13 protein-coding genes are annotated in these 15828 nt (G+C 63.2%); 7 read left to right on the top strand and 6 right to left on the bottom strand.

Features of this window, described 5'->3' with window-relative positions; translation table 11 throughout:
• Window positions 1-7: 7 nt before the first annotated feature.
• From xdhC to uraH, 4 genes are read right to left on the bottom strand one after another with little or no spacing between them, the layout of a single operon-like run.
• Entirely contained in the window at window positions 8-877 is an 870-nt protein-coding gene (xdhC, locus tag LAC81_RS31965) for a xanthine dehydrogenase accessory protein XdhC (protein ID WP_223728655.1), read from the bottom strand.
• Between the two features lie 16 nt (window positions 878-893).
• Entirely contained in the window at window positions 894-3233 is a 2340-nt protein-coding gene (xdhB, locus tag LAC81_RS31960) for a xanthine dehydrogenase molybdopterin binding subunit (RefSeq protein WP_223728654.1), read from the bottom strand.
• 11 nt (window positions 3234-3244) lie between these two features.
• Entirely contained in the window at window positions 3245-4726 is a 1482-nt protein-coding gene (gene xdhA / locus LAC81_RS31955) for a xanthine dehydrogenase small subunit (RefSeq protein ID WP_223728653.1), read from the bottom strand.
• A 3-nt stretch (window positions 4727-4729) separates the two neighbouring features.
• The gene (gene uraH / locus LAC81_RS31950; RefSeq protein ID WP_223728652.1) at window positions 4730-5101 is read right to left on the bottom strand and encodes a hydroxyisourate hydrolase; all 372 of its coding nucleotides are present in this window, start codon (window positions 5099-5101) and stop codon (window positions 4730-4732) included.
• A gap of 172 nt (window positions 5102-5273) precedes the next feature.
• Between uraH and puuE the strand changes: the two genes are divergently transcribed.
• From puuE to LAC81_RS31935, 3 genes are all read left to right on the top strand, one after another.
• Entirely contained in the window at window positions 5274-6689 is a 1416-nt protein-coding gene (gene puuE / locus LAC81_RS31945; RefSeq protein ID WP_223728651.1) for an allantoinase PuuE, read from the top strand.
• Between the two features lie 10 nt (window positions 6690-6699).
• Entirely contained in the window at window positions 6700-7719 is a 1020-nt protein-coding gene (gene alc, locus LAC81_RS31940) for an allantoicase (protein WP_223728650.1), read from the top strand.
• Window positions 7720-7790: 71 nt separating this feature from the next.
• Window positions 7791-8276 (top strand): ureidoglycolate lyase, encoded by a 486-nt coding sequence (locus LAC81_RS31935; protein ID WP_223728649.1) that lies wholly within the window; start codon window positions 7791-7793, stop codon window positions 8274-8276.
• An 85-nt stretch (window positions 8277-8361) separates the two neighbouring features.
• Here the strand turns inward: LAC81_RS31935 and LAC81_RS31930 are convergent, their stop codons facing one another.
• Window positions 8362-9363: a helix-turn-helix transcriptional regulator gene (locus tag LAC81_RS31930; protein WP_223728648.1), complete on the bottom strand. Its 1002-nt coding sequence runs from the start codon at window positions 9361-9363 to the stop codon at window positions 8362-8364.
• On the opposite strand from LAC81_RS31930, the gene LAC81_RS31925 reads away from it, so the two are divergent.
• Together LAC81_RS31925 and LAC81_RS31920 are read left to right on the top strand one after the other, a co-directional pair.
• Window positions 9323-10576, top strand: a complete 1254-nt coding sequence (locus LAC81_RS31925) for a cytochrome P450 (RefSeq protein WP_223728647.1) — start codon at window positions 9323-9325, stop codon at window positions 10574-10576. The two genes, LAC81_RS31930 and LAC81_RS31925, sit on opposite strands and share 41 nt — an antisense overlap.
• Window positions 10577-10618: 42 nt before the next feature.
• The gene (locus tag LAC81_RS31920; RefSeq protein WP_223728646.1) at window positions 10619-10939 is read left to right on the top strand and encodes a 2Fe-2S iron-sulfur cluster-binding protein; all 321 of its coding nucleotides are present in this window, start codon (window positions 10619-10621) and stop codon (window positions 10937-10939) included.
• Window positions 10940-11037: 98 nt separating this feature from the next.
• On the opposite strand, the gene LAC81_RS31915 is transcribed toward LAC81_RS31920, so the two are convergent.
• Entirely contained in the window at window positions 11038-12330 is a 1293-nt protein-coding gene (locus LAC81_RS31915) for an NCS2 family permease (RefSeq protein WP_113541458.1), read from the bottom strand.
• Window positions 12331-12753: 423 nt separating this feature from the next.
• On the opposite strand from LAC81_RS31915, the gene LAC81_RS31910 reads away from it, so the two are divergent.
• Together LAC81_RS31910 and LAC81_RS31905 are read left to right on the top strand one after the other, a co-directional pair.
• Entirely contained in the window at window positions 12754-12951 is a 198-nt protein-coding gene (locus LAC81_RS31910) for a heavy-metal-associated domain-containing protein (protein WP_113541457.1), read from the top strand.
• 376 nt (window positions 12952-13327) lie between these two features.
• Window positions 13328-15760 (top strand): heavy metal translocating P-type ATPase, encoded by a 2433-nt coding sequence (locus LAC81_RS31905; RefSeq protein ID WP_235693196.1) that lies wholly within the window; start codon window positions 13328-13330, stop codon window positions 15758-15760.
• The last annotated feature ends 68 nt before the right edge of the window (window positions 15761-15828 follow it).

Raw genomic sequence — 15828 nt, 5'->3', positions numbered from 1 at the left:
TGGCGCGCTAGCGCGCAAGCTTGGCCGCCGCCGCCCGACGCGATACATCGGCTTGCGCCGGCTCGCGGAAATTGAGTGCAGCTGCCATCACTTCGGCGGCCGCAAGCGCGGCAATGACCGCCGGCCGCTTGTCCTTCACCGTCGTGCCGCCGATCGGGCAGACGAGCCGGTCGAAAAGCTCCGGGCGGCCGATCTCGCGCGACAGCCAGTTCTTGAAGGTCGCTCGCTTCGTCTTCGAGCCGATCATGCCGACATAGGAGGCGTCATCACGGCGAAGCGCTTCCGCGGCGATCAGGAAGTCGAGCGCATGGTCATGGGTGAGGATCACGAAGGCGCTGCCGGGGGGCGCATCGCGCACCACCGCCTCCGGCATCGCCGTCAGGCAGGTTTCGATACCGGGAATGTCGGCAACGGCGGAAAGCTCGTTTTCGCGGGTATCGACGAGAACGGTGCGCACCGGCACCAGGGAGAGCGCCATCGCCAGCGCGTCGCCAACATGGCCAGCACCGAAGACATAGACATGCGGCCGGCTGGCAATTTCCAGGTCGCTGCGTTCAATCAGCATGGCGGCTTTCTCCCGATCGATGCGTGTGAAGGCGAGCGCCACGCGCCCGCCGCAACACTGGCCGATCTCCGGTCCGAGCGGGATCGTCATCGCCTCCGGCGCATCGCCACGTTTGAGCGCCCGCCGGCCATGATCAACCGCCATGTATTCGAGTTGCCCGCCGCCGATCGTGCCAAAAAGGCTATCGGCGGCGACGAGCATCCAGGCATCGGTGTCGCGCGGGGTCGAACCCGCAGCACCCGTCACCTCCACGAGCACGCAGTCGCGCTCGCGTCGGAGAAAGTCCCTGATATCCTCGCGGCTCGCTACCATGGTCGATCAGCCCCTGTTACCCTTTCTGCCGTGCAGCCGCCCGCAACCGCTCGATCGCCATCAGCACCCGTTCCGGGGTTGCCGGCGCATCAAGGCGCGGTGCTATACGATACTCCGCAACGCTCGCGGCCGCCATCGACAAGGCCTCCAGAACAGAGATACCGAGCATGAAGGGCGGTTCGCCCACGGCCTTCGATCGACGGATCGTTTCTTCGCGGTTGACCGACCATTCGGCAAGCCGGGTGTTGAACACGCGCGGCCGATCTGAAGCCAACGGGATCTTGTAGGTCGAGGGCGCATGCGTGCGCAGCCGGCCCTTGGCATCCCACCAGAGCTCTTCCGTCGTCAGCCAGCCCATGCCCTGAACGAAGGCGCCTTCGACCTGGCCGAGGTCGAGCGCCGGGTTCAGCGAGCGGCCGACATCATGCAGGATATCGGTGCGGTCCACCTGGTATTCGCCGGTCAAGGTGTCGACGCTGACCTCCGAGCACGAGGCGCCATAGGCGTAGTAGAAGAACGGCCGGCCCCGGCCTTCGGCACGGTTCCAGTGGATCTTCGGCGTCTTGTAGAAGCCGGCAGCCGAAAGCTGGATGCGGGCGCCATAGGCGATCTTGATGAACTCGTTGAAGCTCAGGCGCTCGGCACCGATCCGCACCACGTTCGGTTCGAAGGCGACGTCGGCCTCGGCGACGTTCCAGCGCTCGGCAGCAAACTTGACCAGCCGTTCCTTGATCTGCTGGGCGGCGTTGGCCGCGGCCATGCCGTTGAGATCGGAGCCGGACGACGCCGCGGTTGCGGACGTGTTCGGCACCTTGCCCGTCGTCGTCGCCGTTACCTTGATCCGGTCGAGATCGACCCGGAACTCGTCGGCGACCACCTGAGCGACCTTGGTATAGAGCCCCTGTCCCATCTCGGTGCCGCCATGGTTCAGATGGATCGAACCATCCGTATAGACATGCACGAGAGCGCCGGCCTGGTTGTACTCGGTCTTGGTGAAGGAGATACCGAACTTCACCGGCGTCAGCGCGATACCGCGCTTGACCACGTGGTTTTCGCGGTTGAACGCGATCACCGCCTCGCGGCGCTTGGCGTAGTCGGCCGAGGTTTCCAGTTCCTCGATGATCCGGCCGATGATGTTGTCTTCCACGGTCTGATGATAGGGCGTCAGGTTGCGCCCTTCGCCGCCGTAGAAGTTCAGCTTGCGGATTTCGAGCGGATCCTTGCCGACGGCATAGGCGATGTCCTCGATCATGCGTTCGCCACCGACCATACCCTGCGGCCCGCCGAAACCGCGGAATGCGGTGTTGGAAACGGTGTTGGTCTTCAGCGGACGCGAGCGCAGGCGCACGTTCGGATAGAAATAGCAGTTGTCGGCGTGGAAGAGCGCACGGTCGGTGACCGGGCCTGAGAGATCAGCCGAATAGCCGCAGCGCGCCGAGAAGACGGCATCCACCGCCTCGATGCGACCTTCGGCATCGAAGCCGAGTTTGTAGTCCACATGGAAGTCGTGGCGCTTGCCGGTCGCGCTCATGTCGTCGTCACGGTCCGGCCGAACCTTGACCGGGCAGCGGTATTTCTTGGCGGCAACGGCCGCAACGGCGGCGAAGATGTTCGCCTGGGTTTCCTTGCCGCCGAAGCCGCCGCCCATGCGGCGCACATTCACGGTGACCGCATTCGACGGCACGCCGAGCACGGTTGCGACCATGTGCTGCGTTTCTGCCGGATGCTGGGTCGAGGAATAGACGAGCACCTCGTCGTCCTCGCCGGGAATGGCAAACGAGATCTGGCCTTCCAGATAGAAGTGATCCTGGCCGCCGATGCGCATCTCGCCTTCGAGGATGTTCTTCGACTTGGCAAAGCCGGCGTCGATGTCGCCGCGCTCGAGCTTCAAGGGGTCGATGACCAGCGGATAGTTGGCCGCTGCCGCTTCGAGTACGTCAGTCACATGCGGCAGGTCGCGATACTCGATCTTGACCTTGGCCGCCGCACGCCGCGCAGCCTCGCGCGAAGTGGCGATGACTGCGAAGATCGGCTGGCCGTGGAACTCCACCTTGTCGGTGACGAAGATCGGCTCGTCGTGCTTGTGCGCCGGGCTGATATCGTTTTCGCCGGGAATGTCGGCCGCCGTCAGAACACCGATCACGCCTTCGCTGGCGTTCACGGCCTCGAAGTCGATCGACAAAATGTCGGCGTGCGCGCGCTGCGACAGGCCGAGATAGCCATGCAGCGTGCCATGGGGCTCCGGAATATCGTCGATGTATTCGGCCGTGCCCGACACATGCTTGTGACCGGACTCGTGCCGTTCCTTTTCGTGTACGCCGCCGCGGATGCGGTCGATGGGCTGCATCACGTTCATGGCTTCCTCCCTTAAACCGCGACAGCAATAGTGCGATCGAGACGGAGCTGGCCGCCACTCGACTGCGTTTCGAGATAGAAGCGGCGAAGCAGGTTCTTCGCCACCAGCTGGCGGTATTCCGCCGAGGCGCGCCAGTCGGTGAGCGGCGTGAAATCCTGATCGAAGGCGGCGACAGCGCGCTCGATCGTCTCCTCGTTCCACTCGGCACCTTTCAGCACCGCCTCGACATGGGCGGCACGCTTCGGCGTCGCGGCCATACCGCCGAAGGCGATGACGGCGTCGGTCACCCGACCAACGTCGAAGCTGATGTTGAAGCCGCCGCAGACGGCGGTGATGTCCTCGTCGAGACGCTTCGTCACCTTGTAGACGGCAACACGCGCTGTGTCCGAAACGAACGGAATGCGCACGCTTTCGACGAACTCGCCCGGCTCGCGGTCCTGCTTGCCATAGGCGATGAAGAAGTCTTCAAGCACCACCGTGCGGCGGCGATCGCCCTTGCGCAGCACGATCGAGGCGCCAAGCGCGATCAGCGCCGGCGGCGTGTCGCCGATCGGCGAACCGTTGGCAATGTTGCCGCCGACGGTACCCATGTTGCGGACCTGCTGGCCGCCAATGCGGTCCCAAAGCTCCGTCAACTCGGGGAAGTGTTCGACGATAACAGGATAGGCCTCGGCGTAACTGACGCCGGCGCCGAGCGTCACGCCATCTGAATTGACGGTGATCCGGCGCAGTTCTTCGAGATGGGTCAGATGGATGACCGGCGAGATGTCGCGCATGAATTTCGTCACCCAGAGCCCGACATCGGTCGAACCGGCGACGATCGTCGCCTTCGGGTTGGCTTCGAGCACGGCGGCGAAATCGTCGACCGAGCCCGGAAGGATGAAGCGTTCCGTCTCCGAGCCGATTTCGACACGGCGGCCATCCTGAAGTGCTGCCAGTTCGCCTGCGATCCGGTCACGCTCTGCAACCAGCGGATCCTTGCCGACGTCGCCGATCGTCGAGATCGCCTCGGCGGCGCGGATGATTGCGGCATAGCCGGTACAACGACAAAGATTGCCCTGCAGCGCCTTTTCGATTTCGGCGATCGACGGCTTCGGATTTTCCATCCAGAGGCCATAGAGCGACATCACGAAGCCCGGCGTGCAGAAGCCGCACTGCGAGGCGTGCGTGTCGACCATTGCCTGTTGCACCGGATGCAGCGGACCGGTCGGCTGCGCCAGACTATCCACCGTCACGATATGACAGCCATCGAGCGAGCCGACGAAGCGGATGCAGGCGTTGACGGATTCATACTTGATTTTGCCGTCGAACAGACGGCCGACAAGCACCGTGCAGGCACCACAGTCGCCTTCGGCGCAGCCTTCCTTGGTGCCCTTCAGATTGCGGTCGATGCGCAGGAAATCGAGCAGGGTCTGAACCGGCGACACGTCAGCAAGTTCGACCAGGCGGTGGTTCAGAATAAAGCGGATGGTGTTGCGGATCTGAATCGTCATTGCTCAGCTCCCGCGGTAGGTGGAGTAGCCGTAGGGCGAAAGCAGCAGCGGCACGTGATAGTGCGCCCCCTGGTTATCGATGCCAAAGCGGATCGGGATCACGTCGAGGAACGGGTTCTCACCGCGCCTGGCCGCGCCGCCGAGATAGTCGCCGGCATGGAACTGCAGCTCATAGGTGCCGGTCTGCATGCGCTCGCCGCTCAAAAGCGGCTCGTCACAGCGGCCGTCGTCATTGGTCTTGACGGATTTGATATGCGTCTGGCGATCGCCCTCGACCCGGTAGAGCTCGATGCGCAGCCCTTCGGCCGGTTTGCCGCTGGCCGTATCCAGCACGTGCGTCGTCAAACGGCCGGCGTTTCCACCCTGAGATTGCATAGTTTTCGCTCCTCCCGAAGTCAGCTTTCCACCTCGCAGTATTCCGGCATTCCCACCTGCTTGGTAGCGAGCGGATCATTCGAGACTTTCAAATTTTTTGGGGGGAATGGCTCGAAACAAATGCCGCTAGAAATTGGATGCAGAGACGAAAATGTCTGGAGGAGCTGCTTTGATGAGATACCCCCGCGATCTTCACGGCCACGGCCCGAACTTCAAGATCACATGGCCCGACGGCGCGCGGATCGCCGTGCAATTCGTCATCAACTACGAGGAAGGCGGAGAGAACTGCGTGCTGCATGGCGACGCAGCATCCGAAGCATTCCTGTCGGAAATCGTCGGTGCGCAGGCGTGGCAGGGCCAGCGGCACTGGAACATGGAATCGATCTACGAATACGGCGCACGCGCCGGTTTCTGGCGCCTGCATCGCATGTTCACCGAGCGTGGCGTGCCCGCCACCGTTTATGGTGTGGCCACTGCGCTGAAGCGCTCGCCTGAGCAGGTCGCCGCCATGCAGGATGCCGGCTGGGAAATAGCCTCGCACGGCCTGAAATGGATCGAGCACAAGGACTTCTCGCCGGAGCGCGAGCGCCAGGAGATCGCCGAGGCGATCCGGCTGCACACCATCGTCACCGGCGAGCGTCCGCGCGGCTGGTACACGGGGCGCTGTTCCGACAATACGCTCGACCTCGTCACCGAGGCCGGCGGTTTCGACTACGTGTCGGACGCTTATGGCGATGATCTGCCCTATTGGCATGAGCATGCAGGCCGCCACCAGCTGGTCATCCCCTATACGCTCGACAGCAACGACATGCGCTTTGCCACACCGCAGGGCTTCAACAGTGGCGACCAGTTCTTCAGCTACCTGAAGGACAGCTTCGACGTGCTCTACGCCGAAGGAACGGCCGGTGCGCCGAAGATGCTGAGCATCGGGCTGCACTGCCGCCTCGTCGGCCGGCCCGGCCGCGCCGCGGCACTCGCCCGCTTCCTCGATTATGTGCAGGGCCACGAGAAGGTGTGGCTCGCAAAACGCGTCGATATCGCCCGCCACTGGGCCGAAAACTACCCGTACAAGGCCTGGGACGATCGTCCGTCGCGGCTTGGCGAAGAGGCGTTCGTCGCCAGGTTCGGCGGCGTCTTCGAACATTCGAAGTGGATCGCGAAGCGCGCCTTCCAGGGCGAACTTTCGCCGGCCAACGACACCGCGATCGGCCTTGCCGCAGCCCTTTCCGCCGTCTTCCGCGAAGCCTCGGCCGAGGAACGGCTTGCCGTCCTCATCGCCCACCCGGATCTCGCCGGCAAGCTGGCGCAGGCCAAGCGCCTGACCGAAAGCTCGACCAATGAGCAAGCCGGTGCAGGCCTCGACGCGCTGACCGATGGCGAGCGCGAGCGCTTCACCACGCTCAACGCCGCCTATGTCGACAAGTTCAAGTTCCCGTTCATCATGGCGGTCAAGGGCCGCACCAAGGACGAGATCCTCGCAGCCTTCGAAAGCCGGATCGGCAACGACCGCGACGCGGAGTTCGAAACCGCGTGCAGGCAGGTGGAGCGGATCGCCTATCTGCGCCTCAAGGACATGCTGCCGAGCTGAGGACCCCGCGATGACGACCGACGGCGTGACCGTGCCCGAATTCGCCCGCGATGCGATCAACCTTGCCTCCGCCGGCCTCGGCGCGCGGCCGGTCTTTGCGACAGACGAATTCTTCGCACCGCTGGAGCGCATGCTCCAGGATGCCTCGCCGGTCTATCATCCCGGTGTCTACGACGAGAACGGCAAGTGGATGGACGGCTGGGAGACGCGGCGTCGCCGTGGCCCCGGCAACGACCACGCCATCGTGGCACTCGCGACGAACGGCCGTATCCGCGGCTTCGAGGTCGATACCGCACATTTCACCGGCAACTACCCGAGCGCCTGTGCCATCGACGCCTGTCTGGCACCGGACGGCCCGGACGAGCGGACGGTATGGACGGAATTGCTGTGCCCACGGCCGCTCGGCCCGAGCGCGCTGCATCACTTCGAAGCGCGGTCGGATTCTATCTGGAGCCATGTGCGCCTGCGCATCTATCCCGACGGCGGCGTCGCCCGCCTTCGGGTTTACGGCGCGCCTGCGCTAGACCGGGCAGCGATCGGCGACACGGTGGTCGATCTGGCCTCATCATTGCTCGGCGGGCGCATCATCGCCTATTCCAACGGACACTACGGCCACCAGCGGCTGCTTGCGCCCGGACGCGGCATCAACATGGGCGATGGCTGGGAGACCCGCCGACGGCGCGAACCCGGCAACGACTGGATCGTCGTGAAACTGGCCGCTCGCGGTGAGATCGATCGCGTTGTGGTCGACACCGCGCACTTCAAGGGAAACTTCCCGGACGCCTGTTCGCTGCAGGCGGCAGATCTCGGAGCGACCGCTTGCGAAGTGGCCGCATCCGTCACGGCATCGTCGATGTTCTGGCGCGAGCTTCTGCCGCCGCAGAAACTCGCCGCAGATAGCATCCACACCTATGAAGCAAGCGGGCTCGCGGCCGCAGGTCCCGTAACCCACGTGCGCTTCAACATCTTCCCCGACGGCGGCGTCAGCCGGCTGCGTGTCTTCGGGCGTATAGCGAAAGCCGGCATCTAGATCGTTTCGCCGAGGAGGCGAAACGATCAAACTTCCAGGCAACCGATCAACATTGGACGGAGGAGCGTCACATGAAGGAGATCGTCATACAGCCGTTGACCCGGGAGGCCTTTGCGCCTTTCGGCGACGTGATCGAAACGGAGAATGCCCACAACTTCCCCATCAACGGGGGCAATGCAACCCGCTACCACGACCTCGCCAACATCGATACAACAGGCGAAAAGGCCCGGCCCATGATCAGCCTGGTGCGCGGCGTACCCTATCCACTGCCGCTGAAGCTCACCATGGTCGAGCGCCATCCGCTCGGCAGCCAGGCCTTCATCCCCTTGAGCGACAATCCGTTCCTGATCGTCGTCTCCCGGGAAACCGATGAAGGCCCCAGTGAACCGATCGCCTTCAAGACTACGCCGGGCCAGGGCGTCAACATCGCCCGCAACGTCTGGCACGGCATCCTGACGCCACTCGATGACGTCTCGGATTTCGCGGTGGTCGATCGCGGTGGCGAAGGCGTCAACCTGGAAGAACATTTCTTCAAGGAGCCGTTCCTGATCGTGTGAATGAATGCATGACCCGGTCGTCCGGTCGGGTTATCGGTGCGCCAGGGCCTCGCTGGCCGCCGAAATCGGACGAAAAACTGCGGCCTCAATAGCCGCCATCCCGCCGAAATTTTGTCGGCGTGTATCCGGTCACGCGCCGGAAATCGCGTGAGAAATGATAGGGGTCCGGGTAGCCGCAGACCACTGCCACCGCCGAAACCTTGGCATAGGGTCCAACCAGCAGGCGTTTTGCCAGGTTGATGCGCTCATGCCGCAGCCAGTCCATCGGCGTCGTCCCCACCATGTCGCGAAAGCGGCGAAAGAGCTGCGACTGGCTAAGCCGCGCCCGAGCCGCGAGATCATCGATCGTCCAGGCACGGGCGAGATCGTTGCGCATCGCGGAAAGAACAGCCAACAGGCGATCCTCGCCCGGCGTATCCTCACCCGGCTCACTACCGGTCAATCGCGGCCCGATCATGTCTGCAATGAGCCCGGAGATGGCCGCACTCGTCATGGCATCGGTCGCCGGCGAGCGTTCGGCCAGAAATCTGATTACGCCCTCGAATGCCGCTTGCGCCGTCTGCGGATCCCTCGGCACGAACAGTGGCGACTGCTGAATATTGAGGAACTGATACAGCGCATCAAGCCCGTGTCCCTCGATCCCCATCCAGAGGTAACGCCAGCTTTCGCTATCGGGCGCGCAGCTATGCGCATAGGCCTGGGCCGTATCGAGCCAGGCGACGCTGCCCGTTTCGGCCAGGAACCGTTGGCCGCGCACCTCGATCAACCCGCATCCTCCCGTTGTGTAGACGAAGACATGCTGGTGAAACCGCTTGCGGATCGGCGCCTCTTCGGGACGGGCCGTCCGGCTTCCGGCCACCAGTGCCAGATAGGGAAACGCGTCGGCGAATTTTGCCGGTGTGTGGAAGTGGATCTCTTCGCTTTCGGGCCGCATGCCATTTTTCTGGCACCCGATGCGAGTTTTGTCCATCACCTTGCGACAGGGCACCATTCCCAAAGCCAATACAGCGACGTTATCATGCAGCTTTATGCACGGAGTATTGCCCATGACTGAAGCAGCGCCGAACGGCGACGTCGCGAATTTCACCTTCGCGCCGCTGTCCCCGGATTTTGCTCGAGATCCCTATCCGACCTATCGCGCGCTGCGTGAAAAGGAGGGGCTGCACTACTTTGCGGATTTCGACATCTGGCTCGCCGCGCGCTTCGAGGACGTCTCGGCAATCGTCATGGACAAGCGCATGGTGCGCTCGCTTGAGGACATCGCGACGAAGGACGAGCTTGCAAAACTGCAGCGCGCCGCCAATTGGCACGACATGCCGCACCATGAACGTTTCGTGCAGTTCAGCCTGCTCGATAGCGATGGCGCCGTGCATGACCGGCTGCGCAAGCAGGTCTTCAAGCTGTTCACGCCGGCCATGATCGCGAAGCTCCGCGACCAGATCCAGGCCTATGTCGACCGGCTGATCGATAGCCTTGCCGATCGCGGCGAGATCGACTTTGTCGATGATCTGGCCGCCCATGTTCCCGGCCATATCATCGGCCGCCTGCTCGGCGTGCCGGACGAGGACTGTCCGCAGCTGCGGATCTGGTCGGAAAACATCGTGCAGTTCTTCGACGTCGACCGATCCGACGCGCGCAAGGAGCTCGCCGAGCGCAATACGACCGAGTTCTACGAATACCTGACAGCGTTGAAGGCCGAACGTGAGCGGGCGCCGAAGGATGACCTCATCTCGGTGCTGATCGAGGCGGAGCGCTCCGGCGCCATGAACTTCGACGAATTCATCTCCACCTGCATGCTGATCCTGATGGCCGGCCACGGTTCCACGATCGATGTGCTTGGCAGCGGCATGCATGCACTCTTGCGCTTCCCCGAGCAGATGGCGCGGCTGCGGAGCGAACCCGGCCTGATCCAGACCGGCGTGCAGGAGATGTTCCGCTACGAGTCGCCGCTTCCGTTCTTCCACCGCCATTGCGTCGAGGACATCGAGATCTTCGGCCGTCGCTTCGAGCGCGGTACCAAGTTCGGCCTGCTCTATGGCGCCGCCAACCGCGACCCCAAGCAGTTCGAGAATGCCGACACGTTCGACATCGGCCGGACGCCGAACCGTCATCTCGCCTTTGGCGGCGGCGTGCATTTCTGTCTCGGCAACCACCTCGCGCGCCTCGACATGGATATCATCTTCAGCACCCTGCTTCGCCGTTTCCCAACCATCGAACTCGTCGACCGGGAGCCGGAATACAAGCGCGGTCTTTCGGTCCGTGGACCCAAGCGGCTGAAGATCGCCATCCGGCCGGCCTGATCCCGCATCCTTGACACCAACATACGCAATCGGAGAATACCCATGCCCAAGATCGTCTTCATCGACGCGGACGGCACGACGAAAGAAATCCAGGCGGAGATCGGTCAATCGCTGATGTCCGCCGCTGTGCAGAACGGCATTGATGCCATCGCCGCCGAATGCGGCGGTTCCTGCGCCTGCGGCACCTGTCACTGTTACATCGACGGCGCGTGGACCGACCGCTTGCCGGCGCCCGAATTCCAGGAACAGGACATGATCGAGTGCGTCGTCAATCCGAACGAGCGCAGCCGCCTGAGCTGTCAGATCACTGTGTCAGCCGAACTCGACGGCCTGGTGGTGCATCTACCCGCCGGCCAATATTGAGGCGAAATAGAAAAAGGCCGGAGCAACATTTCGCCGGTCCGGCCAACACTTACGGGGAGTTCTGATCGGCCGAGGCAGCATGCCCCAGCCGATTTTCGTTACTCGGCGAAGAACGCGAAGCGCACGATGAAGAGCGCTGCAACGAGCTGGGTCGCCGGGTGAATGACGCTCCACTTGCCGGTGAAGACCTTCAAGACGACGTAGCTGACGAAGCCGAAGGCAAGGCCGTTGGCGATCGAGTAGGTGAAGGGCATGGCGAGAGCTGTGAGTGCTGCAGGTGCCGCTTCTGTCAGGTCGTCCCACTCGACTTCCGTCAGTTCACGCATCATCAGGCCGGCGACGTAGAGCAGAGCCGGGGCCGTCGCATAGGACGGAACGGCGGCTGCCAGCGGCGAGAAAAACAGCGCTGCCAGGAACAGCACGCAGACGGTGAGCGCAGTCAGACCCGTGCGGCCGCCAGCCTGAACGCCCGAGGCGCTTTCGACATAGGCGGTGGTGCTGCTGGTGCCGATCAGCGAGCCGGCGACGATCGCCGTGCTGTCGGCGAGAAGCGCGCGACCGAGACGGTTCGGCTTGCCTTCTTCGACGAGCTTGGCGCGCTTGGCGACACCGATCAGCGTGCCGGTGGCGTCGAAGACTTCGACAAGCACGAAGACGAGGATGACATGCAGCAGGCCGCCATGCAGGGCGCCCATGATGTCAAGCTGCAGGAAGGTCGGCGCAATGCTTGGCGGCGCCGAGACGATGCCTTTGAACTCGCTGACGCCGAGGATCATCGACAGGATGGTAACGACCAGAATGCCGATAAGGATCGAACCGCGAACCTTGAGCGAATCCAGCACCGCAATGACGAAGAAGCCGAGGATCGCGAGCAGCGGACCCGTCTGCTTGAGGTCGCCGAGACCGACGAGCGTTGCCGGATTGTCGACGACGATGCCGGCGTTCTTCAGGGCGATGATGCCGAGGAAGAGGCCGATACCCGTGGCGATCGCGCTTCGGAGTGAGTGCGGAATGCCGGCGATCAGCCAGCTTCGGACTCCGGTCACGGTCAGGATCAGGAAGATCACGCCCGAGATGAAGACCGCACCCAGCGCCTGCTGCCAGGTGAAGCCGAGGGCTGCGACGACGGTGAAGGCGAAGAAGGCGTTGAGGCCCATGCCGGGCGCCATGCCGATCGGCCAGTTGGCGACGAGCGCCATGACGGCAGATCCGAGTGCGGCGGCAATACAGGTTGCGACGAAGACGGCATCCCTATCCATGCCCGTGCTCGACAGGATGTCGGGGTTGACGAAGATGATGTAGGACATCGTCAGGAATGTCGTGATACCGGCGATCACCTCGGTGCGCGCCGTCGTTTGATGCTCTTTCAGCTTGAATAGTCGTTCAAACATCTTTCCTCCCTTGGCGGCGTCACCACGACGCAGCCGAACGACAGTGAGCGGGAAACGGTCTCCTCCAGTTCCCGACCAGTGCATTTCGAACGCCCGGATAATTCCGAAGCGATCGCTTCGCTTTAGGCTTCGTGCCGGCTGGCGATCGTCCGCCCTCTTCCGGACGACGCGAATGCCTTTTGCACAGCCTTGGGATTGTGCGTCTTCCGCAGCCGGATCGCTAGCCGTCCATTCCCGGGATCGACGATGAAAGACTTTCAAATTTTTCGGAGAATTTGGCAGCGCCAAAACGACGCCATTGGGCCGGTTTCCACCTTCTGCGGGAGGCCAAAAAACCCTCGAAAAATATACGGAAAGGCCCTATTGACCTTCCAACGATGGGAACCGCCATGTTTCTCTCATACAGAAACGAAGGAGACAAGCATGCAGAACTACAAGATCGACAACATGACCTGCGGCCACTGTGCCGGCGCAGTCCAGAAGGCGATCCTGAGCGTCGATCCGCAGGCGACGATCAAGGTCGATCTCGGCAACCGGGAGGTCAGCGTTGAGACCGCAGCTGCCGCCGGCCCGATCGCCGATGCCTTGAAGGCCGCCGGCTATGAGAGCCGAGCTCTCTGAACGACGCGCTGCAAGGACAATTTCCGCCAAAACGCCCCGGCCAATCCGGGGCGTTTTTCTTTGAACTCTTTCTCGTCGGAGCTCGTTCGGCACAGCCGCAGAAATTTGTAAAACCCGCCCTTGACCTTCCAACGGTGGGAACCTCTACCTTACAGTCATTGGAAGCTTTGAGGACACCAAAGGCTCGGAAGATCAGCTCGCTTCGCCGCACAGAAAATGCGGCATGCGCCCTTGACCTTCCCACCGTTGGAAGCCCCAGATTATGATAAAAGACTGTGAAAGGAGCACGATCATGGGATCGGTGACCCCCATTAGAAATAACAACGTTGAAGCAATTTCCGCTGCCGCCTTCAGCGCCAGCATACCCGTCGAGGGCATGACCTGCGCCTCCTGCGTCGCCCGTGTCGAGAAGGCGATCCGCGCCGTCCCGGGCGTGACGTCTGCCTCGGTCAATCTGGCGACCGAACGCGCCGACGTGCACTTTGATGCAGGCACCAAGTCAGGCGATATCGTCAAGGCGATCGAAAATGCCGGTTACGGCGCGGCCGAAGACACGATCGAATTCACCATCGAAGGCATGACCTGTGCCTCCTGCGTCGCGCGCATCGAAAAGGCGCTGAACACGGTTCCGGGCGTCACGCAAGCCAATGTCAATCTGGCGACCGAGCGCGCCTCCGTTCGCGTGACGAAGGGCATCGCCACGGCCGCTGCGCTCGAAGAGGCAGTCCGCGTTGCCGGCTACGCCGCCAAGCGCATCACCGGCGACGAAAGCGTCGATCGCGAAGGCGAGAAGCGCGAACAGGAGACGCGGAAGCTCGCGCGCTCGCTGCTGATTGCAGGCGTCCTGACGCTGCCGATCTTCGTGCTCGAAATGGGCTCGCACTTCATCCCGGCCGTGCACGAATTCGTCATGAACAATATCGGCATGCAGGAAAGCTGGTATCTGCAGTTCGTGCTGACGACGCTGGTGCTCTTCGGCCCGGGCCTGCGCTTCTACCAGAAGGGCGTTCCCGCCCTCTTCCGCCTGGCCCCGGACATGAACTCGCTGGTCGCGATCGGCACGTCCGCCGCCTGGATCTATTCGGTCGTCGCCACCTTCGCACCCGACCTTCTGCCCGACGGTACGGCCAACGTCTACTACGAGGCGGCTGCCGTCATCGTCACCTTGATCCTGCTCGGTCGGTTCCTGGAGGCGCGTGCCAAGGGCCGGACCTCCGAGGCGATCAAGCATCTGATGGGCCTGCAGGCAAAGACTGCCCGCGTCGTCCGCAACGGCGAGACGGTCGAGGTACCCCTTTCCGACGTCACCGCCGGCGATACCGTCGTCGTGCGCCCCGGCGACCGGGTTCCGGTCGACGGCAGCGTCCTCGACGGCAACTCCTATGTCGACGAATCGATGATCACCGGCGAACCGGTTCCGGTCGAAAAGATCGCCGGCAGCGAGGTGGTCGGCGGCACGATCAACAAGACCGGCTCCTTCACCTTTCGCGCAACCAAGGTCGGCGCCGATACGGTGCTGGCGCAGATCATCAAGATGGTCGAGCAGGCCCAGGGCGCCAAGCTGCCGATCCAGTCGCTGGTCGACCGTGTCACCGCCTGGTTCGTGCCGGCCGTCATCGCGATTGCGCTTCTGACCTTCGGCATCTGGCTGGTCTTCGGCCCGGATCCGGCACTCACCTTCGCGCTGGTCAATGGCGTCGCGGTGCTGATCATCGCCTGCCCCTGCGCCATGGGCCTTGCCACCCCGACTTCGATCATGGTCGGCACCGGCCGCGCAGCCGAAATGGGTGTGCTCTTCCGCAAGGGCGAGGCGCTGCAGACGCTGCGCAACGCCGCTGTCATCGCCGTCGACAAGACCGGCACCTTGACCAAGGGCCGCCCGGAACTGACCGACCTCGAAACCGCCGAAGGCTTCGACCGTGACACCGTGCTGACGCTGGTCGCCGCCGTCGAAACCCGCTCCGAGCACCCGATTGCCGAAGCGATCGTCGAGGCGGCAAAGGCAAATGGCCTTGATATCGCCGACCCGGCCAAGTTCGAGGCAATCCCCGGTTTCGGCGCCAGCGCCGAGGTCTCGGGCCGCACGGTGCATGTGGGCGCCGACCGGCTGATGACGCAGCTGGAGCTCGACGTGTCGGCTTTCGCAGAACAGGCAGCGCGTCTCGGCTCTGAGGGCAAGAGCCCGCTCTATGCGGCGATCGACGGCAGGTTGGCGGCGATCATTGCCGTTGCCGACCCGATCAAGGAAACCACACCGCAGGCAATCCGCATGCTGCACGATCTCGGCCTGAAGGTCGCGATGATCACCGGCGACAACCGCCGCACCGCAGAAGCGATCGCCGCCAAGCTCGGCATCGACGAGGTCATCGCCGAAGTTCTGCCGGATGGTAAGGTCGCGGCCCTGAAGAAGCTGAAGCAAGGCGGACGCGCGGTCGCTTTCGTCGGCGACGGCATCAATGATGCGCCGGCGCTCGCCGAAGCCGATGTCGGTCTCGCGATCGGCACCGGTACGGATGTCGCCATCGAGAGCGCCGACGTGGTGCTGATGTCCGGCGATCACCTGGGTGTGCCGAACGCGATCGCGCTGTCCAAGGCGACGATCCGCAACATCAAGGAGAACCTGTTCTGGGCCTTCGCCTATAACGCAGTTCTCATCCCGGTTGCCGCCGGCGCTCTCTACCCGGCCTATGGGTTGCTGCTGTCGCCGATCTTCGCAGCCGGTGCCATGGCGCTGTCGAGCGTTTTCGTGCTCGGTAACGCGCTGCGGCTCAGAGCATTTCGCCCGGTTGCCGCAGCCCGCGCGGCTTAGGTTCGACATTCTTCCCGGCTGCTGCGGCGTGGCGGCGGCCGGGATGAGCCCTTATATTCGAAGGGAAT

The organism is Ensifer adhaerens, from assembly GCF_020035535.1.
Taxonomy (GTDB): Bacteria; Pseudomonadota; Alphaproteobacteria; order Rhizobiales; family Rhizobiaceae; genus Ensifer.
Note: the sequence above shows the minus strand (reverse complement) of the source record. Positions and strands in the feature narration are given on the sequence as shown.